The sequence below is a fragment of the Aeromonas sp. TECH754 genome, assembly GCF_056279295.1.
In genome coordinates this window covers 1,942,720-1,962,846 of sequence record NZ_JBWBRA010000001.1, presented here as the reverse complement: position 1 = coordinate 1,962,846, position 20,127 = coordinate 1,942,720, and the positions used below count along the sequence as shown (strand labels likewise).

At 58.0% G+C, this 20,127-nt stretch carries 25 protein-coding genes; 21 read left to right on the top strand and 4 right to left on the bottom strand.

What is annotated here, in order from left to right:
• Positions 1 to 48 precede the first annotated feature (48 nt).
• Complete coding sequence (locus tag ACZ9IL_RS08600) at positions 49 to 402, top strand: hypothetical protein (RefSeq protein ID WP_476003133.1); 354 nt, start codon at positions 49 to 51, stop codon at positions 400 to 402.
• Here the strand turns inward: ACZ9IL_RS08600 and umuC are convergent.
• A complete protein-coding gene (gene umuC / locus ACZ9IL_RS08595; protein WP_476003132.1) occupies positions 374 to 1,648 on the bottom strand; it encodes a translesion error-prone DNA polymerase V subunit UmuC in 1,275 nt (424 codons plus the stop codon). The genes ACZ9IL_RS08600 and umuC overlap by 29 nt on opposite strands.
• Before the next feature lie 2 nt (positions 1,649 to 1,650).
• Positions 1,651 to 2,067, bottom strand: coding sequence for a translesion error-prone DNA polymerase V autoproteolytic subunit (gene umuD, locus ACZ9IL_RS08590; RefSeq protein WP_476003131.1), 417 nt, complete (start codon positions 2,065 to 2,067; stop codon positions 1,651 to 1,653).
• 127 nt (positions 2,068 to 2,194) lie between these two features.
• Between umuD and ACZ9IL_RS08585 the strand changes: the two genes are divergently transcribed.
• Positions 2,195 to 2,869, top strand: a complete 675-nt coding sequence (locus tag ACZ9IL_RS08585) for an SOS response-associated peptidase (RefSeq protein ID WP_476003130.1) — start codon at positions 2,195 to 2,197, stop codon at positions 2,867 to 2,869.
• 574 nt (positions 2,870 to 3,443) lie between these two features.
• On the opposite strand, the gene ACZ9IL_RS08580 is transcribed toward ACZ9IL_RS08585, so the two are convergent.
• Together ACZ9IL_RS08580 and ACZ9IL_RS08575 are read right to left on the bottom strand one after the other, a co-directional pair.
• Positions 3,444 to 4,658, bottom strand: coding sequence for a YcaO-like family protein (locus ACZ9IL_RS08580; protein ID WP_476003129.1), 1,215 nt, complete (start codon positions 4,656 to 4,658; stop codon positions 3,444 to 3,446).
• Positions 4,659 to 5,396, bottom strand: coding sequence for a hypothetical protein (locus ACZ9IL_RS08575; protein ID WP_476003128.1), 738 nt, complete (start codon positions 5,394 to 5,396; stop codon positions 4,659 to 4,661).
• Between the two features lie 668 nt (positions 5,397 to 6,064).
• Here ACZ9IL_RS08575 and ACZ9IL_RS08570 point away from each other — a divergent pair.
• The 19 genes from ACZ9IL_RS08570 (at position 6,065) to ACZ9IL_RS08480 (ending at position 20,126) form a co-directional block, all read left to right on the top strand.
• Positions 6,065 to 6,271 (top strand): hypothetical protein, encoded by a 207-nt coding sequence (locus tag ACZ9IL_RS08570; protein ID WP_073349951.1) that lies wholly within the window; start codon positions 6,065 to 6,067, stop codon positions 6,269 to 6,271.
• A gap of 2 nt (positions 6,272 to 6,273) precedes the next feature.
• Positions 6,274 to 6,765, top strand: coding sequence for a lysozyme (locus ACZ9IL_RS08565; RefSeq protein ID WP_476003127.1), 492 nt, complete (start codon positions 6,274 to 6,276; stop codon positions 6,763 to 6,765).
• Positions 6,765 to 7,304, top strand: coding sequence for a DUF2514 family protein (locus ACZ9IL_RS08560; protein WP_476003126.1), 540 nt, complete (start codon positions 6,765 to 6,767; stop codon positions 7,302 to 7,304). Before ACZ9IL_RS08565 ends, ACZ9IL_RS08560 begins: the two co-directional genes overlap by 1 nt.
• Before the next feature lie 125 nt (positions 7,305 to 7,429).
• Positions 7,430 to 7,966, top strand: coding sequence for a terminase small subunit (locus ACZ9IL_RS08555; RefSeq protein ID WP_476003125.1), 537 nt, complete (start codon positions 7,430 to 7,432; stop codon positions 7,964 to 7,966).
• Between the two features lie 70 nt (positions 7,967 to 8,036).
• On the top strand, positions 8,037 to 9,887 hold the full coding sequence (locus tag ACZ9IL_RS08550; protein WP_323929300.1) for a phage terminase large subunit family protein: 1,851 nt from the start codon (positions 8,037 to 8,039) through the stop codon (positions 9,885 to 9,887).
• Entirely contained in the window at positions 9,884 to 10,093 is a 210-nt protein-coding gene (locus tag ACZ9IL_RS08545; protein ID WP_163136992.1) for a hypothetical protein, read from the top strand. The genes ACZ9IL_RS08550 and ACZ9IL_RS08545 overlap by 4 nt, the downstream gene beginning before the upstream one ends.
• Positions 10,090 to 11,652 (top strand): phage portal protein, encoded by a 1,563-nt coding sequence (locus ACZ9IL_RS08540; protein ID WP_476003124.1) that lies wholly within the window; start codon positions 10,090 to 10,092, stop codon positions 11,650 to 11,652. Before ACZ9IL_RS08545 ends, ACZ9IL_RS08540 begins: the two co-directional genes overlap by 4 nt.
• Positions 11,564 to 13,666, top strand: coding sequence for a ClpP-like prohead protease/major capsid protein fusion protein (locus ACZ9IL_RS08535; RefSeq protein WP_476003123.1), 2,103 nt, complete (start codon positions 11,564 to 11,566; stop codon positions 13,664 to 13,666). The genes ACZ9IL_RS08540 and ACZ9IL_RS08535 overlap by 89 nt, the downstream gene beginning before the upstream one ends.
• 57 nt (positions 13,667 to 13,723) lie before the next feature.
• Positions 13,724 to 14,038, top strand: coding sequence for a DUF2190 family protein (locus tag ACZ9IL_RS08530; protein WP_476003122.1), 315 nt, complete (start codon positions 13,724 to 13,726; stop codon positions 14,036 to 14,038).
• Positions 14,038 to 14,334 carry a hypothetical protein gene (locus ACZ9IL_RS08525; RefSeq protein WP_429153805.1) on the top strand — a complete coding sequence of 99 codons (297 nt, stop codon included), beginning with the start codon at positions 14,038 to 14,040 and terminating at the stop codon, positions 14,332 to 14,334. Before ACZ9IL_RS08530 ends, ACZ9IL_RS08525 begins: the two co-directional genes overlap by 1 nt.
• A gap of 7 nt (positions 14,335 to 14,341) precedes the next feature.
• Positions 14,342 to 14,944, top strand: coding sequence for a phage tail protein (locus ACZ9IL_RS08520; RefSeq protein WP_476003121.1), 603 nt, complete (start codon positions 14,342 to 14,344; stop codon positions 14,942 to 14,944).
• 34 nt (positions 14,945 to 14,978) lie between these two features.
• On the top strand, positions 14,979 to 15,146 hold the full coding sequence (locus ACZ9IL_RS08515) for a hypothetical protein (RefSeq protein ID WP_476003120.1): 168 nt from the start codon (positions 14,979 to 14,981) through the stop codon (positions 15,144 to 15,146).
• Positions 15,147 to 15,178: 32 nt separating this feature from the next.
• On the top strand, positions 15,179 to 15,601 hold the full coding sequence (gpU, locus tag ACZ9IL_RS08510) for a phage tail terminator protein (RefSeq protein WP_476003119.1): 423 nt from the start codon (positions 15,179 to 15,181) through the stop codon (positions 15,599 to 15,601).
• A complete protein-coding gene (locus ACZ9IL_RS08505; RefSeq protein ID WP_476003118.1) occupies positions 15,594 to 16,064 on the top strand; it encodes a phage tail tube protein in 471 nt (156 codons plus the stop codon). The genes gpU and ACZ9IL_RS08505 overlap by 8 nt, the downstream gene beginning before the upstream one ends.
• Positions 16,064 to 16,495: a hypothetical protein gene (locus ACZ9IL_RS08500; protein WP_476003117.1), complete on the top strand. Its 432-nt coding sequence runs from the start codon at positions 16,064 to 16,066 to the stop codon at positions 16,493 to 16,495. Before ACZ9IL_RS08505 ends, ACZ9IL_RS08500 begins: the two co-directional genes overlap by 1 nt.
• Before the next feature lie 20 nt (positions 16,496 to 16,515).
• On the top strand, positions 16,516 to 16,836 hold the full coding sequence (locus ACZ9IL_RS08495; protein ID WP_073349969.1) for a phage tail assembly protein T: 321 nt from the start codon (positions 16,516 to 16,518) through the stop codon (positions 16,834 to 16,836).
• Positions 16,814 to 18,943, top strand: a complete 2,130-nt coding sequence (locus ACZ9IL_RS08490) for a hypothetical protein (protein ID WP_476003116.1) — start codon at positions 16,814 to 16,816, stop codon at positions 18,941 to 18,943. Before ACZ9IL_RS08495 ends, ACZ9IL_RS08490 begins: the two co-directional genes overlap by 23 nt.
• Positions 18,943 to 19,545, top strand: coding sequence for a hypothetical protein (locus ACZ9IL_RS08485; protein ID WP_476003115.1), 603 nt, complete (start codon positions 18,943 to 18,945; stop codon positions 19,543 to 19,545). The genes ACZ9IL_RS08490 and ACZ9IL_RS08485 overlap by 1 nt, the downstream gene beginning before the upstream one ends.
• Positions 19,542 to 20,126 carry a hypothetical protein gene (locus tag ACZ9IL_RS08480; RefSeq protein ID WP_476003114.1) on the top strand — a complete coding sequence of 195 codons (585 nt, stop codon included), beginning with the start codon at positions 19,542 to 19,544 and terminating at the stop codon, positions 20,124 to 20,126. The genes ACZ9IL_RS08485 and ACZ9IL_RS08480 overlap by 4 nt, the downstream gene beginning before the upstream one ends.
• Position 20,127: the final 1 nt, after the last annotated feature.

Sequence of the window (20,127 nt, the reverse complement as noted above, 5' to 3'; positions counted from 1 at the left end):
CTCTGTCATGTATCTTGATCCTCAATGGGGAGAACCAGGTGGGGCTACATGGATAGCAAATTGAAAGATCCCGCCCTGAAGATGGCGGGCTGGGGACTACTGTACGGCGATTTCTTCGACCTGTATGACGTCGTCGAGGTGCTTGAGATACCCAGTGGTCTGGCTGGCGATCTCATGATCTACTTGCGCAACCTGAAATGCGTCGAGCTGGTGGCTGAAGTCCGGAGAGGGCTGAAAGAGGAGGGGAAAGTCCACAAGCGGATTTTCATCAAGGTGCTCTGTATTCACCAAGTACCGGCGCCCAGGTTGGAGAAGGTCCCGCCAGATCCAAAGTGGGAGCCAGTTCAGCAGCAGCTGACAAGGCTGATGAAGCTCATACCTTCACCACGGGTAGTTCGCTGATAGAGGTGGTGTAGCGGGGGCTGAGATGCTCCCGCTTCATCATCCACTCGCTGGTGTCCCGGCCACGGGCCGCGAAGTAGACCTTTCCCCACCTTCCCTGATTGATCTGGTCAATCACCTTCATCAGAGCCTCGCTGCGGGGATCCTGCTGCCGGTCAGCGAATAGATCTCCCTGCTGCATGTCGGTGGGGGTGAAGTCGGCTAGCATGACGCCTCCCTTCATATAGCGGACATCATCCCGCCAGATCCGGCGCAATAGCGGCTCAACCAGGGCCAGCAGGTCACGGGTATCTGAGGTGGGAGTCTGCAACCGGGTCGATATCTGGTTGCCGTAATAGGTCTCTCGCTCCGAGAAGGGGCTGCTCCTTATAAAGAGGGTGACATGGCGGCACCGTTGCCCCTCGGCACGTAGCTTCTCGGCGGTCCGCTCCATGTATCCAGCCAGGGCCTCACGCATAGGGCCAATGGTAGTGATGCGCGCCCCGAAGCTCCTACTACAGATGATCTGCTGCTTGGCCTGGGCCATCGGCTCCAGCTCGGCACAAGGGATCCCCCGAAGCTCCTGCACGGTGCGCTCGACGACGACACCATACTGTCGACGCAGGCTCTTAGGGTCGGCTGCCACTAGTTCTGCCACGGTGTTGATGCCCTGTTTGTTGAGTTTGGCGGTTAGTCTGCACCCTATCCCCCAGACTTCCTCAATCGGGGTGATGGTCATCAGCTTGGTACGGCGCACCTCATCACGCAGATCCACTACACCGCCGGTGGCCGGCCACGTCTTGGCGGCGTAGTTCGCCAGCTTGGCCAGGGTCTTGGTCGGCGCAATGCCTACTCCGACGGTGAGGCCTGTCCACTGCTGCACCCGTTCGCGGATCTGGCGGCCATAGGCCAGCAGGTCGCCAGCCCAAGATTCCCCGAGCTCGACGAACGCTTCATCAATGCTGTAGACCTCGACTGTTGGGGCCATGCTCTCCAGGGTCGTCATCACCCGGTTCGACATGTCGCCGTAGAGGGCGTAGTTGGAGCTGAACCAGATGCCGCCCTGCTCTTCATAGAGCTCGCGGATCTGGAAGTAGGGCACCCCCATCTTGACCCCCAACCGTTTGGCCTCTGCCGAGCGGGCAACCACGCAGCCATCGTTGTTGGAAAGCACGACGATCGGCACCCCCTTGAGGTCGGGGCGAAATAGACGCTCGCAAGAGGCATAGAAGTTGTTCACATCGACCAGGGCAATGGCGGTTGGCATGGCTACCCTCGCCGGGTTTTGTGCAGGACAAAGGTGACGACGCCGAAGATATCCAGCTCCTGCCCTTCTTGCAGAATGATGGGGGAGAAGCTCGGATTGGCCGGTAGTAGTGCCATTGGGTCGGTCTGCAAGATCTTGACGGTGAACTCACCATCCAGACAGGCCAGCACGATGTCGCCGTGGCGAGCTGTGATGGCGCGGTCGATGATCAGCATATCGCCGTCATTGATGCCTTCCCCGATCATGCTGTGTCCACTGGCCCGCACATAGAAGGTGGCCGCCGGGTGGGTGACGCAGTGCTGGTTGAGGTCGATGGTCTGCTCCACATAGTCCTGAGCTGGCGAGGGGAACCCGCAGGCGGCAGGGGTGAGGAACAGAGGGAGCTCTATGATAGGTGCATCGGTAGCATGGGGGATCATGGTGATTTTCACTGTATGAACGTACAGTGATTCTATCTGAGGGATCCGGAAAGATCACTGGTCGGCGTTCGGGTCTTGGCAGGGCAAGGGGGAATGCGGCCAATTATGCTTGGCAGAGACCAACCTGGTGAGTTTGAGCACTCATACGACGGAGGGGCTGCACATGTGCATCAACTACATCCCGACCACCAAGGCGGTGCTGGTGGAATACTTTGGGGTTGATGACCCTGGGTACGACTGGAAGGAAGAGGTGTGGCAGGACTATCAGGCCCCGATCCTGATCCAGCGTGATGGCCGGCGACAGGCGCTGATCGCCAGCTATGGGCTGGTGCCGAAGAGGAAGGTGCAACCCGGCGGCAAGCACTACACCACGATGAACGCCAGGGCCGAGACGGTAGGTGAAAAGCCGACCTACCGCCGTGCCTGGCAGCAGGGGCATCTCTGCCTGGTGCCAATGACCGGTTTCTTCGAACCCTGCTACGAGAGCGGCAAGGCCGAGCGCTGGCGGATCTGCATGTCCGACGGTAAGCCCTTCGCAGTGGCTGGCATCTGGCGGGCATGGCAGGAGGAACAGGGCTACACCTTCAGTTTCTCCCAGCTCACCATCAATGCCGACACTCACCCACTGCTGCGGCGAATGCACAAACCAGGGGACGAGAAGCGGAGCCTGGTAATCGTGTCGCCGGATGACTACGACGCCTGGCTGGGGTGCCGGGATCCCGATTTAGCGCGAACCTATTTGGTACCGCTGGCCACTGAGCGGCTGATCGGGATACCAATGCCGATTCCGCGCCAACAATGATCTAGGTCTTGGTCTGGACCAGTGCTGAGTAGTAGTGCTAAAGCTTGTGTACTACTGCCGTATGAGGTTGTTTTTACCAGCAGTTCTACCGGGAGGGGAGGATTAATACGTGATATGAAAGCCAGCCGTCTATATGATAAGACCGTTGACAAGGCCTACCCACGTTGTGTTGGTACTGGCTTGTGTCTTATCTTTGGCACGCCTGATTCGGCGTGCCATGGCTGGTGGACTGACCCGCAGGCATTGGGCATTGGGTGTGGGGTTGATGCCTACACAATTTGGCCATGCTGACGTGGCGCCATCGGTGTTGTGTAAAGCAGGTGAAGGCGGCGCGCGTTACTACATAAGATTATGCCCAAGATCGGCTAGACATAGTCTAATTACAACTTACTGCTAATAGTGGTTTAATCAAGATAATTAGAAAGTAAAAATGGTATAAAATTGAACGCCGCTATCTTTACGAATATTCGACATGACGCCTCCCTTTGAAAGATTCGTATTGGTTTATAGAATAAAGACATGCTCGGTCAATCTCCATAGGTGCGTCAGCTGGTAAGAATTAAGTTGCCTTATATCATGGAAAAGGATGAGGAAGAGCGAAGCGACTTGCTGCGGCTAATGAGGGCGTTTCCTTAACCATTGACTCAGACACTAATAAAGGAATCATTGTGGACGAATAACAGCGCACACAACTCAACAACCCATTCCAAGACTCAGGCGTTATATCAACAAATGCAGCGGCAACCCCTAGTTGTTGTAACTCATCAAACGAGAAAGTTGTGGTACACGGTGACCTATCTGACAGATTCAGTGCTTCAGCCATTGCACCCGCTACTACCTCATTAATTGAGTCATGGTTTGTAGTGTCTGCATAATAATACATTCTGTGCTCAAGTGAATTTATGATGCTACCTTTATCCTTCCATCGTGAAAACTCCGCGGTCTGACCAGCACAGGCAACTAGTGTTTGCACTGTCTCTTGTGCAGCTTTTCTAATGGCACTAGATAGTGTTTGTGCAGTACCAGCAGAGCAAACAAGAAATGGATAGTTACAATTTTTGTTTTTAGCGAATGATAAAACTACAAAAATAGAATTGATTGTAGATATTTCTAGGCATATTAACTCATAGCCAAGACTATCCAAAAAAATTTCCTCTGGAGTTGCTGCATCTCTAATTTCTTTCTCTCCAACTAGATATGAAGTTCCTCCTTCATGCCAATATTTCATAATTGAGTGACGTTCTAGAAGCTCACAAAAGCTTGCAAACTTTGCAGATTCATAGTCCCTCCCAACTGCTACGCCATTTGTTGTTGGGTGCCAGCAACACTCTCCACCTATAATAGGGTAGGGTGCAAAGACATCTGCGGCTGCAATATATTTGCTTTTCATGTTGAAAGTTTCTGAGAACTCAAGAAATATGGTGTCTGAGGAACGACCGTGCCCATTAAGAGGTGAGTTCAATCGAATAGGAAATTCAAATATATCGAATGAATCGATCATTGAATTATGTACAAATTGATGCCCCCCATGCACTGCAGCAAGAGCGAATCTTTCGGCAGCCTCATATCTTGCTCTAATCAGTGAGGAGTTCGCGGTTCTGTCAATTGCCACAGCAGTCGAAAAAATTCCGTTTGGGCAACAAGGGTCATCAGCCAACTCTTGGATTGCAAAATAAAGTTCTGGTGATAACTGAACAGTGCGGTATTCAGCTATTGGAACAGATTTGGGAAAATTTGGTGGAATAGAAATTCCCTCACCAGATTGACGGCTATGACTTTTACTATTCAATTAGCAACCTCCACCACAACAGCAACAGCAACAGCAGCAGCAACAGCAACCACCATTGTTGCCACCATTAATATCGGCTCCATCTTTCTTGAAAATAGCTCGTATTGAGGCAACTACAGGGCTATCATCAATCGCTGGTCGGAATAATAGAGATGCTAATCGAGCCCCTGAAAGCGCATACTCGAATAGATCTTCACCAATGCATTCATTTCTCTCTAACACCGCATAAAGATAGTCAGCCTCTGCTCGGTCAATCCGAGTTCGAGACGTTAAGCGATTTAGGAGCTCTGCCCCAATTAGTTGCTTGTCTTTCTTCATTGTGCCAATTGAACCAATTCGAGCATGGGCCTTTGCTCGATAAGATGCTACTTCGTTCAGAAACTTCACCGACTTGATGTCGACTTGTGTAGTCGATTTTAGGCTTGCTTCCAAAGCGGAAATATCTTTCCCTAGCTGTCTGTCGGGCTCGTAGGGATCTATTCCACAACAACAACATCCTGGAACGAACTGAACTGAATTGGTAGTTGAGCATGCTGTGTTGTGTCTTTGAATCAATTCGTCAAATAGTGCACGACTCAGTTCTGGGCGGTCGCGTAAGTAGTCATATACATTTCGTAAGTAGTCGGCATTTTCAGCAAGGGAGTCAATGGAAACAAAAATATCCGCCAAGTCAGAGGATCCATTTTGGATTGTGTAACTCGAGTTTGATTCAAGGTTGGCAAGTATTTGTAGTACCATGACTTTTCTCCTTTATTAAGTATGGCATTCACTAATTTTTGTCTAGTACAATATTCTCGACTATGAAGAGCATAGCGCTGGAGTTATATGTTGGAAATTTTAGTATTACTAAAACCCAAAAGAATGGATGAATGGATACTCATTGAAGCCTGAAAAATTACTAGGTGGCATCCGCTTCTTATCCATAGTTTTACAGTGTAAGTGTTTCGTGAAGCTCATATATTTTTTTTAAAAAAACCATAAAAATCAATGTTTTGATATGGTCTAAAACTAGAGTTTTTCATGCTAATCCTGAAAAACTCTTTCACCCAGCAGTGGGAGTTAGGCTGCTATTAACTGTATAAATAACCAGATTTTTTCATTTCATTTTGCCAATTGTCCATTTCCATTCAATAGCAAGAACATTCCGTTTTGTTTTCTATCAATATGCCTGTTAATAAATGTGTCAATTTTAGTTGCCTCCGATTTTTATTCGGAAATATGATATTAATATCATCAAAGTTGGGGCGTTGAGGAGTAATAGAAAATCAGGGGTTTGACATTAGCCCGCAAGATTGTGTACAGTTGTTAAACATAATGGAAGACTGTACCCGAAAGGGTACGGTCTTTTTATTTTCCGTTTCTGAACCTCGGCCCAGCCGGGGTTTTTTCGTTTCTGGGGTGGATTCATGAATCAAGGACATGAGCAGATCGCTACCACAGTGGTCGGTGAAGCTGCGAAATCTGCCCCTCCTGTAGCGGTGGTGAGTATGTCGTGGGCTGGTGTCTCTTTGAATGATTGGGTGCTGATCGCGACGTTGGTGTGGCTTTCAGTTCAGATCGGCTGGTTTATCTGGTCGAACATCATCAAGCCACGCGCCAAGCAGGTGGGGTAGGCATGACAAAAATGCGAATTGCCATAGCGGCGCTCACGCTCAGTGCCGCTGGCTTTGTGGGGATTCTGAATCGGGAGGGCTGGGGGCCGGTGGCTTACCCCGACCCGGTACACGGGACCAAGCTGCCCACTATCGGATTTGGGAGCACCGAAGGGGTCAAGATGGGTGACACCATCACGCCCGTCGCCGCAGTGAACAGGAGCCTTCGGGAGGTGCGGGTGTTCGAGGATGCCCTTAAGGCCTGCATCCAAGTGCCACTCCACCAGTATGAGTTCGATGCCTATGTCGAGCTCTCCCATAACATCGGCCCCGGTGCCTTCTGCCGCTCCACCATCGTCAAGCGCCTGAACGCTGGCGACTACCCAGGTGCCTGCGAAGCGATCCTGATGTTCAAGCGTGCCGGCAAACAGGACTGCTCTGCACCAGGGAACCGGGTCTGCCCCGGACTCTGGAAAGACCGGCTGCGCCTCAATGCGAAGTGCAAGGGGGCATGATGGGAGTGGTTCCACAGAGCAAGGCGCTGCCGTTCCTGGCCGGCGCCTTGGTGATAGCTGCCTTGGCCGGTGGCGGGGTGGTGCTCTATCGCTCTGGTCAAGCTGCTGGGGAGGAGGGGGAGCGCAAGACCTGGCAGGTAAAGTGGAATGAAGAGGCTACCCGCTTCGCTACTGCCAGGACCAAGGCCGAACAGGAGGCCCGAGAGGAGGAGCAGCGCCGGCAGGCTGAAATCGATGAGGTGAGAGACCATGCACAAGAAGAAATCGCCCAAGCACAGGCTGATGCCGCTGCTGCTGGTATTGAGTCTGGCCGGTTGCTCGAGCAAGCCCGTCGCTTGGCAGCCCGAGCGAGTCAGTGCGCCAGCGGTACCGGCGCTCCCCAGGGAGGCCAGGCAGCCGGACAACCTGCTGTGGTGCTCGCCGACCTGCTCAGCCGGGCTGACGAGAGAGCGGGTGAGTTGGCAGCAGCGTATGACAGAGCTCGAGCATCGGGTCTGGCCTGTGAAAGAGCCTACCTCTCATTGACCCAACCCCGTTAACCCAACTACCGCAATGCCCCACCCCCAGGTCAAAGGTACTCCCCCCAGCCCCCCGTCCTCGACGGGTCGGCGAGGCGCGGATTTTCACTACATATGAAACCCCAAAAAGCGAGGTTGTTGTTTCAATGTCAGAGCCATCAGACAAGGGGCTCGCAAAGCCAGGCTGGCTCAATAAGTCCGACATGGCCGCCAGCCTTGGCATATCAGTTCAAGCCTTTGATAAATGGGGGGTTAAGCCGGTCAAGAAGATTGGCCGCAATGTCTATTTTGATGTGCGCTCGGTTGTGGATAACCGACTAGAGAATGCGATCCAGAAACACCAACCAACGGATCCGCAAAACATGGGTGAGGATCAACTGGACTTCCAGCGGTGGCGACTCACCAAGGAGCAGGCCGACAAGGCCGAGCGCGAGAACAAGATCGCTGAGCGCCACCAGGTGCCAACAGAATTTGCCACCTTCGCTTTGAGGCGCATCGCCGCCAAGGTCAGCAGTCTGCTCGACACCGTTCCACTCACCATGCGCCGCCGTTACCCCGAATTGCAGACCAAGCACATCGAGGGGATCCAGCGTGAACTGGTCATAGCCAGCAACGAGGCGGCATCCCTGGGTGATCTGCTGCCGGAGTTACTGGATGAATATATCGACAGCACAAGTAAGTAGCCTGGCGGCTGCCGTCACACTTGGTCTGTCGGCCCTGCTCCGCCCGCCGGTTCAGACTGCCGCTGAGTGGATGGATGAGCATTACTATCTGCCGGTTGAGTCCTCCTATCAGGAGGGCCGCTGGAAGTCGCTGCCGTTTCAGGTGGCCATCATCAACGCGATGGCCAACGACGATATCCGCGAGGTCAACTTCGTCAAGTCGGCGCGGGTGGGGTACACCAAGATGCTGCTTGGCGTCGCCGCCTACTTGCTGGAGCACAAGAAGCGCAACGGCCTGATCTGGCAGCCGACCGATGGCGATGCCGAGCTGTTCGTCAAAAAGCATGTTGAACCCATGATCCGGGATGTGCCGAAAATTCGGGCGCTCGCCCCTTGGTATGGCAAGAAGCATCGGGACAACACCCTGGAGCTAAAGCGCTTCGCCAACGGTCGAGGACTTGAGCTGCGGGGAGGAAAGGCCGCCAAGAACTACCGGGAGGCGTCGCCTGATTTCGGGATCTATGACGAGCTGGCCGCCTTTGATGATGACATCGAGAAGGAGGGCTCGCCCACCTTCCTGGGTGATAAGCGGATGGAGGGTTCGACCCATCCCAAGTCGATCCGTGGTTCAACACCCAAGATTGCAGGCCAGTGCCAGATAGAGCGGGCGGCGAGTGAATCGCCACACCTGATGCGCTATCACATCAAGTGCCCTCATTGCGAGGCCGAGCAGTACCTCAAGTGGGGCGGGCCGGATGCAGAGTTCGGCATCAAATGGGATGGCACCAATCACCACTCCGCGTTCTATCTGTGTGAGGCAAATGGCTGCGCCATTCGCCAGCACGAGATGGATTACGAGACGGTAGAGCGCTGGATCTGCGAGCGCACCGGCATCTGGACGCGGGACTCCATCGACTGGTTCGACAGTGACGACCAGCCAATCCCGCCCCCTGAGTCGGTCACCTTCCATATCTGGACGGCGTACAGTCCGCTTACGACATGGGTGCGGATTGTCTCTGACTTCCTCAAGGCGAAGGATGACCAGGGCAAGCTCAAGACCTTCGTCAACACCACCCTCGGGGAAACCTGGGAGGATGACACCGGCGAGAAACTGGAGTGGGAAGCCATTGCCGCCCGCCGTGAGGTGTGGCCTGTCGCAGTACCTGACGGCGTACTTTACATCACAGTGGGGGCTGACACCCAGGATGACCGTTTCGAGTTTGAGATCACTGGCTGGGGAGCGGGGGAAGAGTCATGGGTGCTGGACTATCAGCGCCTCTATGGTGACCTGCACCGCTCCGAGATCTGGGAGAGGCTGCATGAGCAATTCTCCCGCCAGTTCGTGAAGGCGTCCGGGGAGGTGCTGGACATCGGCCTGGTGATGATCGATTCGGGCGGCCACTACACCGACGAGGTATATCAGTTCTGCCGTCGCAACCCGCACAAGTACATCCCAATCAAGGGCGCAACCATGATGGGGAAGCCCATCATCACCTTCCCCCGCAAGCGAAACCGCAAGGGGGTTTATCTGTCCGAGGTAGGCACCGACTCCGCCAAAGACGTGCTTTATGGCCGCCTGGGGGATGTACCGACCTCATTGTCTGGCCCATCACCGGGTTACCGCCATCATCCGGTGGCCGAGTGGGCCGACGATTTCTACTTTAAGGGACTCACCTGTGAACGAAAGCGGGTTGAGTTCGTCAAGGGGCGCCGGGTGTATCGCTGGGTCGCCCCGTCTGGCGCCCGTAACGAGCCAACCGACTGCGCCGTGTATGCCCTGGCGGGCATTCGCCTCGGGGTGCAGCACCGGGGATGGAGGCTGATAGCCAAGCCGCGCCCGACCACCATCAACCCCTCACCGCCTGCCAGCGTCAAGCCCGCCGCGTCTGCTGCGGGCAATAGCTGGCTGGGCACATCATCAGGATCAGGAGGCTGGCTGTGAAGCTGGAAGATATTGACAGCATGATCGCGCTCTACCTTCAGGCCGAGCGCGATTTACTGGCAGGCAAGCAGATCACTTTTCAGGGGCGCTCGGTCACCTCTGAAAATCTCAACGAGATCCGCACTGGTCGTCAGGAGTGGGAGCGCCGGCGTCAGCAGGTAGCGTCACCGCGTCGCCGCCCCTATGCAGTAGCGAGGTTCACATGACTGCGCTGGATAAGCTGCTCGGATTTGTCTCGCCAGGCTGGGCAGCCAACCGAATGCGTGACCGCCTGCGGATGCAAGCCTATGAGGCTGCCATGCCGAGTCGCACCCACAATGCCAAGCGGGAGCGCAGTGGAGCCAACCAGGCGGTGCAGATGTCGGCGATCAGCCTGCGCGAGCAGGCGCGGGCGCTTGATGAAAACCACGACATCGTGATCGGCCTGCTCGACAAGCTGGAAGAGCGGATCGTCGGTGGCAAAGGTATCCAGATCGAGCCGCAGCCCCGGGCGGTAGACGGCACCCTGCTGCTGGATCTTGCAAAAGAGATCCGCCGCCGTTGGGCCGCCTGGTCGCTGAAACCGGAAACCACCGGCACGTTCACTCGCCCCGCGATGGAGCGGCTGGTTTGCCGTACCTGGCTGCGCGATGGGGAGATGTTTGGCCGCCGCCTGCTCGGCACGGTGCCTGGCTACAAGCATCACAGCGATACGCCTTACTCGATAGAGCTGTTAGAGCCTGATTTCGTCCCGTTCGACTACAACCAGGTAGCAGAGGGGATCCGGCAAGGCATCAAGCTAGATGGCTGGCGGCGCCCAAAATCGTACTTTGTGATGTTCGATCACCCCGGTGAGTTGCAGGGGTTCCGCTATCGCCACAAGGAGATCGATGCCGCCGAGATCTACCACCTGGCCTTGCGCAAGCGGATTCATCAGCTGCGCGGCGTGTCTCTGCTCCATGGGGTGATCACCCGCCTGGCCGATTTGAAATCCGTGGAGGAAGCCGAACGGGTGGCGGCCCGCATCAGCGCCTCGCTCGCCTTCTTCATCAAGCGGGAGGTGCCAGACAACTACATCGAGCCGGAGGCCGGCGAGGGGGAACGAGCCCCACGGATGATCGACATCACCCCCGGCACGACGTTTGACGACCTGCGTCCCGGCGAGGATGTGGGGGTGATCCAGTCCAACCGTCCGAACACCGCCCTGAACGTCTGGCGGGCGGGGCAGCTCCGGTCGTCGTGTGCCGGCACCCGCAGCCAGTATTCGAGCGTGGCCCGCGACTATGACGGCACTTACTCCGCCCAGCGCCAGGAGCTGGTTGAAGGGTGGGAGGGTTTTGCCGTTCTGCAGGATGACTTTGTGGCGCTTTGGTCGCGCCCGGTGTTTCGTGACTGGCTGCTGGCCGAAACCCTGCGCAGCAAAGATCCCCTTGTCCTGCCGCCTGAACTCGACCCAAAAACCCTGTTCGATGCCATCTATCTTGCGCCCGTCATGCCCTGGATTGACCCGGAGCGTGAAGCCAACGGCTGGAAGGCGGTCATTCGTGGCGGTGCCGGGACAGAAACCGAGTGGATCCGGGCTCGCAACCGCAATCCCGATGAGGTACGAGACCAGCGCTTGTCTGAGCTGGAGTGGGCTGAGAAAAACGGCGTGATGACAGATACCAACCCAGCCAATGACCCAGGAGCACAACCCAGTGAAAAAGCACCATCTGACGGCGACGATGCAAACCACGCTGATGCCAGCGCGGGCGGCCGCCAGCGGCCACCCCGCACCCGAGCATGAAATCCCCAATGCCCAGAGTTGGTACAGCATAAGCGCCTTTTCCGGTGCTGTGCCCACAGTCGAGATCTACATCTACGACGTGATCGGGTACTGGGGAGTATCAGCCCAGCAGTTCATCTCCGACTGCAAGGCCGCCGGGGTGTTCGATGCCAAGCAGCTCAACATCCACATCCACAGTCCGGGGGGCGACATCATGGATGGCTTTGCCATCTACAACACCCTGGCCCGCCTGAGCTGCAAGATCGACATCTGGAACGATGGCCTGGCGGCCAGCATGGCCTCGGTCATCCTCTGCCTGCCCAATGCCACCGTCCACATGCCAAGCAATGCCTGGGTGATGATCCACAAGCCCTGGTCTGGCACGGTCGGCAATGCCGACGATCTGCGCGACATGGCGGATTGGCTGGATCGCAATGAGGCGCTGTTGCTCAACGCCTACGAGAAGAAAACCGGCAAGACCCGCGAGGAGCTGGCCGCGCTACTGTCGGCAGACACCTGGCTCGATGGCCCCCAGGCCAAGGAGCTGGGTTTTGTCGATGTCCTGGAAGAGCCGATCTTGGCCGCCGCCTACGTAAATGAGAACAAAATGAACGACTTCACCAATATGCCTACCCAGGCCCGAGCCCTGTTCGGTGCCAAAGCGACCGCTGGCCAGCCTCCCGCGTCGGCGGCCCCTGCTTCTGTCACGACTCAGCCGGCCGCCGCGCCGAGTCAAGCCGAGGCGCTGGCCGCCTTCAAACAGGCGGAGCAGGGCCGCCGCAACGAGATCCAGGATCTGTTCGCTCTCACCGGCGGCCGCTTCCCTGAGCTGATGGCCGAGTGCCTGGGCGATATGGATGTGAACCCCGCCCAGACCAAAGAGAAAATCAAGGCGGCGCTGGGCAAGCCCGCTGGCGAGGCGGGGCCGACTGGCCCGGCAGCCCATATTCATGTGGGCAACGGCAACCTGATCGGCGATTCGATCCGCGCCTCGCTGCTGGCCCGTTGTGGCCATGCTGCCGCCGAGGGTGACAACCGTTACGGCGGTTACAGCCTGCGCGAGCTGGCCCGCGCGTCGCTGGATGGTCGCGGCATTCAGACCGGCGGACACTCCCCGATGGCCTATGTCGGCATGGCCTTCACTCACACCAGCTCCGACTTTGGCAAGATCCTGCTGGATGTCGCCAACAAGTCGGTGCTGGAAGGCTGGGAACATGCCGAAGAAACCTTCGACAAGTGGACGCGCAAAGGCACCCTGTCCGACTTCAAGGTGGCGAGCCGTATCGGTCTGAGTGACATCCCCAGCCTGCGCAAGGTGCGGGAGGGGGCGGAATACAAGCACGTCACCCTGTCAGATACCGGAGCTACCATCCAGCTGGCTACCTATGGCGAGCTGTTTGCTATCACCCGGCAAGCCATCATCAACGATGATCTCGACATGCTGACTCGTGTGCCGGCGTTGTTCGGGGCGGCCGCTCGCGGCACCATCGGCGACCTGGTTTATGCGGTGCTGACGGGCAACGTCAAGATGCCGGACAACAAGACGCTGTTCCATGCGGATCACAAAAACCTGCTGACCGGCGCTGATGCCGCGATGGGGATCAAGGGGCTCTCCGCTGCCAAGACCCTGATGCGCGGCCAGCGCGCCGTTGGGGCCGATGACAAGCCGGGTCGTGCCCTCAACATCCGCCCGGGGTATGCCCTGGTGCCGATCGAGCTGGAAGATACCGCGCTGCAACTCATCAACAGCACCTCTGTCCCGGGCGCGGATGCCAACTCTGGCATCGCCAACCCGATCAAGGGCTTCGTGGATGTGATCGGTGAGCCTCGTCTCTCCGACGCCAGCACCGAGGCGTGGTACTTGGCGGCCAAGGGGGGCGACACCATCGAGGTGGCCTACCTCGACGGCCAGGACACTCCCTGGATCGAGCAGCAAGAAGGTTTCACCGTAGACGGTGTGACCACCAAGGTACGTATCGATGCGGGCGTTTCTGCCCTCGATTACCGTGGCCTGGTCAAGTCCGCCGGCAAGTAATCCCTTGGCCCGCACTGTGCGGGCCATCTCTGACAGCTCCAATACAGGAATAACCTCATGGCTAAAAACTATGTCAGTACCGGCAGTCAACAGTCCTTCGTGGCCCCTGCCGGCGGTGTGGTATCGGGCAAGCCCGTCAAGATCGGCGCCCTGACCGTCGTTCCCCTTGAGTCGGCGCTGGCTGGCGCGGAATTTACCGGGGCCCTCGGCGGTGTCTGGCTGCTGCCCTGCGACTCCGCCCTGACAGTCGGCGCAGCCGTTAAGTGGGACGGCACCAGGCTGGTCGCTGACACCACCAAAGACGCCGACGACTTCGGCAAGCTGGTCAGCAGCGGCTCCAGCGGTTATGCCGACGCGCTGATCGTCCAGTAATGGTGACCGGTTCCCGCTGGCAGCGGGCTGTCAGTCGCCTCAATGTGGCCGTTGACCAGGCGATGGGTATCCCTGCCGTTGTCGCCGGTCAGTCGCTGACCGTGCTCTATGACGAACAGCCTGATGCGTTTGCCCAGGTGGCGACTGTGCTGCGCGAGTTGGCAGTGAGCAGCCCGCCAGCCGGAGTGCGTTTCCGTAACGGTGACAAGGTAGAGGTTCCCAGCCTTGGCCTGGTGACCACCGTCAGAGAGGTGCCATACATGCGGGCTGGTCAGCTGATCATCCCCATCAAGTGAGGCGGCTATGTCCATCAAGCTCGATCTGGAGAAGGCAGTCGCTAACCTTAACCAGCTGCCAGCCAAGCTGGTTCCCAAGGCCAGTGCGCAGGCGGTTAATCGGGTCAGCTCTCGGGCGTCCGGGCGGGCCATCCGGTTGACGGCAAAGGACGCGCGGGTGCGGGTGCCAGCCAAGCTGATCCGCCCCAGGGTGAAGATCTTCAAAGCCACCCCGCAGGCACCGAATGCAGTGATCAGAGTGCGCCGCCGCCCCATCCCCATGATCCGGCTTGGGCCAGCCCAGCAGCGGCTCACCCGGCGAGGTGGCCGCTATCAGGCCGGCGACATGCAGGTTGGGCGTCATCGGGTTGCTGGCGGATTTGTGGCGGACGGTTCCAAAGGGTTTGGCCGGTATCGGCGCGGTAGTGGCTATGCCAGCACAGCGCTCAGGAGCTGGCAGATCCTGCGCCGTGTCGGCAAGGGTCGCCACGCCCTGGAAGTAATGCGGATACCGCTGGTCACCCCGATAACCGAGCACTACGAGCGCGAGGCCAAGGCGGCGATGAGCCGTGACATGCCCCGCGAAATGCAGCAGGCGCTGCTGCGTCAGTTGAAGCTGGCGATTAAATAGGGCTAGGATCCTGATCTCGATAGAAGGAGAGAGCATGATCATCATAAAAATAGCCGTGGCCCTGCTGATGCTGGCGCTGATCGCCGTGGGCACCTATCAGGGCGGCTGGCTTGGCTTTGCCATCACAGTCGGCATGACGCTGGTGCTGAACAACATGTTCAACCGATGGGATGCCAGACGGCAAGCCTCAACCACCAAATAACCCGCTTCGGCGGGTTTTTTATTGGACTCACCATGACCAAAAGAACCCGCATCCGGCAGGCACTGCAAGAGGAGGTGTCACAGCTTCTCAACGCCGGCTCGAGTAGCAAGCCGGCAACGGTGTTTGCCAATCGTCCGTTCTCAGTTGATGAGCAGGATCTACCGGTTGCCTTCTGTTACATGCTGGAAGGCGCACCCTCCGAGTATGCCCTGGATGATGCCTATGACAGCACTCAGCTGATGGTCTCCCTCTACGTGATGGAGAGCAACCAGGCGGATGCCGAGCTGGATGTGCTGGCCGAGGTTTTGGCCGGCCTCAATGAGTCAAACCTGAGCGGATTGCTCACCGAGGGTATGGGCCTAATCAACTGGGCCTATGGCCAAGACGAAGAGGGGACAGGACTTGCCAGCCTGACCCTGTCATTTAACGCAACCTGGAGCGACAGCGATGTCTGATACCACTACACCAACCAAAGGCACGGGCACTCAGTTCCTGATGGCCAAGACGGCCGGCAAGGTAAAACCCGACCCTTCCTCCTCTGTCGATGTCCTGCGCCTGGCGCAAGTGACGGACATTACCCCGCCGGAGATGAGCGCCGAAGCGTCAGAAGAGAATTACCTGGACGCAGAGGATCCTCAGTGGAAAGAGAAGTCGGCCGGCCAGATTGACCCGGGCGAGCTTGGCATCACGCTGGCCTGGAAACCGGGTGATGCCAATCAGACCACCATGGTTAATCTGCTGGGCGGTGAGCCTCGCTGGTTCTTCATCAAATTCCCGAACGGTGCCTATGACGCCCACTTCGGTTTTGTCTCGAAAGTGGGCAAAGCCATCCCGGCGAAAGAGAAGATGACCCGCACCTTTGGCATCACGCTGACCGGCAAGCAGGCGCTGGCCGAACATGTATACGAGGGGGGTTGATGGAACCGCTGATTGATAGCCGCGAGGTAACACTGGTGACCCCGGGCGGCCTGAGTGCCTCAGTGGTTGTGCGTGCCCTGACCGGCCTGCAGATGTTCGAGTACCAGGAGCTGCTGTTGACCAAGCACAGTGACTGGCCACAACAGCCTGCTCCCCCGGCGAGTGATAGCGACATGGCGCGCTATATGTTCGAGGTGCAGAAGCATGTGAGCCGCCTCAACCTGCTGCTGGCTGCGTTAGGGCTGTCTTACCTGCACCCTGACAAAACCCTAGACCAGGTGATCGAGTGGGTGGCTGCGAGCTACCCCAACCTTGATCACCAGCTGCGGCTGGCCATGGCGGTGAAAGCGCTGTCTGGTCTCGAGCCGCCGGCGCCGACCGATGCGGGTAGCGAGCAGGAGGTCGCTCCGCTCGATCCAAAAAAAGGTTAGAGATCGAGCGCGATTATGCAATGGCGTTTGCCCGCCAGTTTGTGCGGGCAGACTGGCGCCGTTTCCTCAGCGAGATATCGGCCCGTGAGTATATCGAGTGGAGCGGCCATTTCCGCCGCTTCCCGTTCGATTACCACCTGCGCCAGTTCGAGATGGGGCAGATCTGCGCTGCGATCTACAACACCGCTTTCCGACCTCAAGACCCCATCCAGTTAACCCAGTTTCTCTATAACCAGCCAGCCGATCCCGAGCCTGTCGAGCGTAGCGATGACGAGCTGATGATGCTGTCTGGTTCCGTACCCGGTGTGGAGCGTGTCGATGTCATCAACGAATGTAGCTGATCTGCGCGTCATGCTCAGCGCGGATCTGTCATCGCTTCCGGGCGATGTTCGTTCCGCTGCCAACATCCTGAAAAGCTATGTCTCTGATGCGGTGCAGGCCGAGGATGCCACCCGCCGGTTCGGCCAGAGCTTTGGTGAGTCTGCCGATCTGCTGTCGCAGAAATCCCAGGCCATCATCGGCGGGTTCAATGTGGTGCAGGGTGCCGTCATGGGCATTGCCGGCACGGCGGTCGGCTTGGCCGCTTCTGTCAGTGCCCTGGCCCAGCAGGGGCGTGAACTTGAGCAGATGGCCCTCAAGGCGGGCGTGACTGTCGAGCGGATGCAGGAGCTCTCCTATGCCACCCAGCAGTACAACGTCACCGGCGATCAGCTGTCTGACATGCTCAAGGACGTTCAGGACAAACTCGGTGACTTCTCGGCAACGGGCGGCGGCGAGTTCAAGGACTGGATGGAAAACATCGCCCCCAAGGTGGGGCTGACCGTTGCCAAGCTGCAGCAAATGGCGGGGCCAGAGGCCTTGGTTGCTGTCCAGAACGCCATGGACGCGACCAACGTCTCGGCCTCTGAGCAAATCTTCTACCTGGAATCCATCGCCAACGATGTCTCGACCCTGCAGCCGCTGCTGCGCAACAACGGGGCAGAGCTGCAGCGACTTACCGGCCACTATCGCAGCCTCAACGTGGCGCTGTCAGAGACCGATATCCGCCAGCTCAAGGAGATGGATCAGGCGCTGCAGGATGTGTCCCTGCGTCTGCGCAGCTCCTTCGCCCAGGGGGTGCTCGGTGCCAGTGAGCAAATCGACTGGCTGAGCCAAAAGCTCGGCTATGCCGTGCAGTGGTGGGGCTCGTTGCTCGATTCATGGGCAGATAATCCCCGCACCATTGACGGCATGGCCAGCCGCCTCGGCAACCTGCGCGAAGAGCTCAAGGAGCTGGACGACCAGATCCGGGAGACCGGCACCCAAAAGGCCTTCGGGGGGGTGGGGCTGCTCGATGCCATTATGGGGAACACCCAGGGCAAGGCCGGGCTGCCAGAACTGCAGCGCCAGCGGGAAGAGATTGCCGCTGAAATCGATCGTATCCAGGAGACCTATAACCGGGCCCGTTTCGGGATCGGGGAGGCCCCTGAATACAAGCCGCCGTTGCCGGTGTCATCCCGGGATATGTCAGCCGACACCAAGAAGCTGACAGACAAGGGCGCGACCACGCTCTCCTCGCTCGATATGCAGTATGCGGACGAACGGGAAAAGATGCGGCTGGCCCATGAGGAACGGCTGGCCAGCATCAGCGAGATGCAGCTATCAGAGCAAGATCTGGTGCGAACCGGGTTCGACTCTATCGAGGCGCTGCGTGACGAGTACCGCCAGCGCGAGGCAAGCCACTACCAGCAAGAGCAAGACGACTACCTGCGCAAGCGCGAGGAGCAGATCGAGCGCGAGCTCGAGGTGGAGCAGCGCCGGCAGGAGCAGCTTGCCGAGCAGGAGCGCCGGCGGGTAGAGCAGCAGTCACGTGACCAGCAGCAAGCCGCCCGCGACATGCTGTCGTTTACCACCCAGACAACTGGGCTGATCACCGACATGCTGCAGAGCAGCGGCAAAGAGCAGACCTTTCTGATGAAGGCCCTGCTGGCCACTCAGAAGCTGCTGGCCATCCCCTCGATTATGGTGGCCGGTCAGCAAGCCGAAGCGGGAGCCGCTGCGTTTGCGGCGATGACCGGCGGCATGATCGGGGCTGAGTCTGCCCGGGCGCTGATGAAGGCCCAGACCATGATCTCGGTCGGCATTGTCGCCGGCACAGCCATCGCCGGCATGGCCCATGACGGTATCGATGCCATCCCCAGGGAGGGAACCTGGCTGCTGAATACCGGTGAACGGGTTTACACCAACCAGAGCGCCCAGCGCATCGATCAGATGTACGACAAGCTGATGGGTTCTGGTGGCGGCACGTTGGGCGGCAGTCCGGTGTTTGAACAGCACCTGCACTTTAGCGCCGACATGACCGACACCGATCGCAATGCGGTGATCAGCAACGCCGCCCAGCAGGGTTACCAGATGATGATCCAGGACTTTGCCGGCTACGGCCAAGGCCGCCGTATGTTGGGGGTTTAATGAATATCTACGATTGGCCTGCAGGTGTGCGGGTGCGGGGGTTCCGTGCCGCCCTGGAAAGCAACAGCCGCTCGTTTGAATCGCCGTTCACCGGTGACGAGCAAGTGGTGGATACCCCCGGCAGCAAGTGGGTGTTTGAGGTGGTGATCGGGCAGATAAAAGACCTGCCGCTTGCCAGCCGTTTCAGTGCTCGCCTTGAGAGTGTGGGCGGCCGCAAACACTGCATCAAGCTGTATGACTTCTCTCGCCCGCGACGCGCCGTGCTCGGTGCGCCAGTGGTGAATGAGTCGCTGGCCATGCGCCGCTATCTGACCAGCCGAGGGTGGACGCCATCCAAGCTGGTGCTGACTGAGGGTGACTGGCTGCAGGTTGGCAATGAGCTCAAGCGGGTGGTCAGTGATGTTCGCTCTGATGCGTCTGGCCGCGCCACCATTAACATCGAGCCGGAGCTGCGGGCAACCTATGCCAGCGGCACCCTGCTGCTGGTAGAGCGGCCTATGGGGCTGTTCCGCATCGATGACAAGCAAGCCGGCAAGGGGATGATCACCAACAAGGGGGCCGACTTCGGCACCATCCGGTTTCGGGAGGCGCTCTATCCATGATCACCGGTATTGATCCCGCCTTCTTGGCGGCTCTGTCTCGCCCCTATGTGACAGGGCTATACGCGCTGGAAATTGACCTGGTGAGCGGGATGTCCAGAATGCACTCTGGCCTCGGCGAGCTGGTTATCAATGGCCAGTTGTTTTATGGCGTGGGTTCGCTGGGCGCCGTATCTACTCAGAAAGAGCAGCTGTCCACCTCTCCCACCAAGTTGACCATCGCCCTGACCGGGCTTGACCACTCCCTGCTGGCCGAAGTGATGCGCGAGCGCATCGTCGGCCGGTCACTGCGCCTGTACCTGGTGCTGCTTGATGATGCCGGCAACGTCAGCGGGGCGGCCCTGCAGTTCAAGGGGCTGATTGACCAGACCCCGGTCAAGGCCGGCAAAACCAACACGATCCAGCTCAGCGTTTCGAACATCTTTGAGAGCTGGAAACAGGGGCTCCCATACCGCTGCACTGACGAAAGTCACCAACGCCTATATCCCGGCGACCGTTTTTTCCGTTACCAGGATCAGATGGCCAACCGGGAGATCCACTGGGGGTCAGCCAAAGACGCCCCATCATTCCGTTACGAGGGATAAC

What these genes read in the sequence shown, in the direction of transcription:
- ACZ9IL_RS08565 (WP_476003127.1), top strand. Translation starts at nt 6,274, where the DNA reads ATGACAAAAATGCGAATTGCCATAGCGGCGCTCACGCTCAGTGCCGCT.
- umuD (WP_476003131.1), bottom strand. Translation starts at nt 2,067, where the DNA reads ATGATCCCCCATGCTACCGATGCACCTATCATAGAGCTCCCTCTGTTC.
- ACZ9IL_RS08485 (WP_476003115.1), top strand. Translation starts at nt 18,943, where the DNA reads ATGAATATCTACGATTGGCCTGCAGGTGTGCGGGTGCGGGGGTTCCGT.
- ACZ9IL_RS08520 (WP_476003121.1), top strand. Translation starts at nt 14,342, where the DNA reads ATGTCCATCAAGCTCGATCTGGAGAAGGCAGTCGCTAACCTTAACCAG.
- gpU (WP_476003119.1), top strand. Translation starts at nt 15,179, where the DNA reads ATGACCAAAAGAACCCGCATCCGGCAGGCACTGCAAGAGGAGGTGTCA.
- ACZ9IL_RS08600 (WP_476003133.1), top strand. Translation starts at nt 49, where the DNA reads ATGGATAGCAAATTGAAAGATCCCGCCCTGAAGATGGCGGGCTGGGGA.
- umuC (WP_476003132.1), bottom strand. Translation starts at nt 1,648, where the DNA reads ATGCCAACCGCCATTGCCCTGGTCGATGTGAACAACTTCTATGCCTCT.
- ACZ9IL_RS08530 (WP_476003122.1), top strand. Translation starts at nt 13,724, where the DNA reads ATGGCTAAAAACTATGTCAGTACCGGCAGTCAACAGTCCTTCGTGGCC.
- ACZ9IL_RS08525 (WP_429153805.1), top strand. Translation starts at nt 14,038, where the DNA reads ATGGTGACCGGTTCCCGCTGGCAGCGGGCTGTCAGTCGCCTCAATGTG.
- ACZ9IL_RS08515 (WP_476003120.1), top strand. Translation starts at nt 14,979, where the DNA reads ATGATCATCATAAAAATAGCCGTGGCCCTGCTGATGCTGGCGCTGATC.
- ACZ9IL_RS08480 (WP_476003114.1), top strand. Translation starts at nt 19,542, where the DNA reads ATGATCACCGGTATTGATCCCGCCTTCTTGGCGGCTCTGTCTCGCCCC.
- ACZ9IL_RS08505 (WP_476003118.1), top strand. Translation starts at nt 15,594, where the DNA reads ATGTCTGATACCACTACACCAACCAAAGGCACGGGCACTCAGTTCCTG.
- ACZ9IL_RS08560 (WP_476003126.1), top strand. Translation starts at nt 6,765, where the DNA reads ATGGGAGTGGTTCCACAGAGCAAGGCGCTGCCGTTCCTGGCCGGCGCC.
- ACZ9IL_RS08490 (WP_476003116.1), top strand. Translation starts at nt 16,814, where the DNA reads ATGTCATCAACGAATGTAGCTGATCTGCGCGTCATGCTCAGCGCGGAT.
- ACZ9IL_RS08575 (WP_476003128.1), bottom strand. Translation starts at nt 5,396, where the DNA reads ATGGTACTACAAATACTTGCCAACCTTGAATCAAACTCGAGTTACACA.
- ACZ9IL_RS08555 (WP_476003125.1), top strand. Translation starts at nt 7,430, where the DNA reads ATGTCAGAGCCATCAGACAAGGGGCTCGCAAAGCCAGGCTGGCTCAAT.
- ACZ9IL_RS08550 (WP_323929300.1), top strand. Translation starts at nt 8,037, where the DNA reads ATGGATGAGCATTACTATCTGCCGGTTGAGTCCTCCTATCAGGAGGGC.
- ACZ9IL_RS08500 (WP_476003117.1), top strand. Translation starts at nt 16,064, where the DNA reads ATGGAACCGCTGATTGATAGCCGCGAGGTAACACTGGTGACCCCGGGC.
- ACZ9IL_RS08495 (WP_073349969.1), top strand. Translation starts at nt 16,516, where the DNA reads ATGGCGTTTGCCCGCCAGTTTGTGCGGGCAGACTGGCGCCGTTTCCTC.
- ACZ9IL_RS08540 (WP_476003124.1), top strand. Translation starts at nt 10,090, where the DNA reads ATGACTGCGCTGGATAAGCTGCTCGGATTTGTCTCGCCAGGCTGGGCA.
- ACZ9IL_RS08570 (WP_073349951.1), top strand. Translation starts at nt 6,065, where the DNA reads ATGAATCAAGGACATGAGCAGATCGCTACCACAGTGGTCGGTGAAGCT.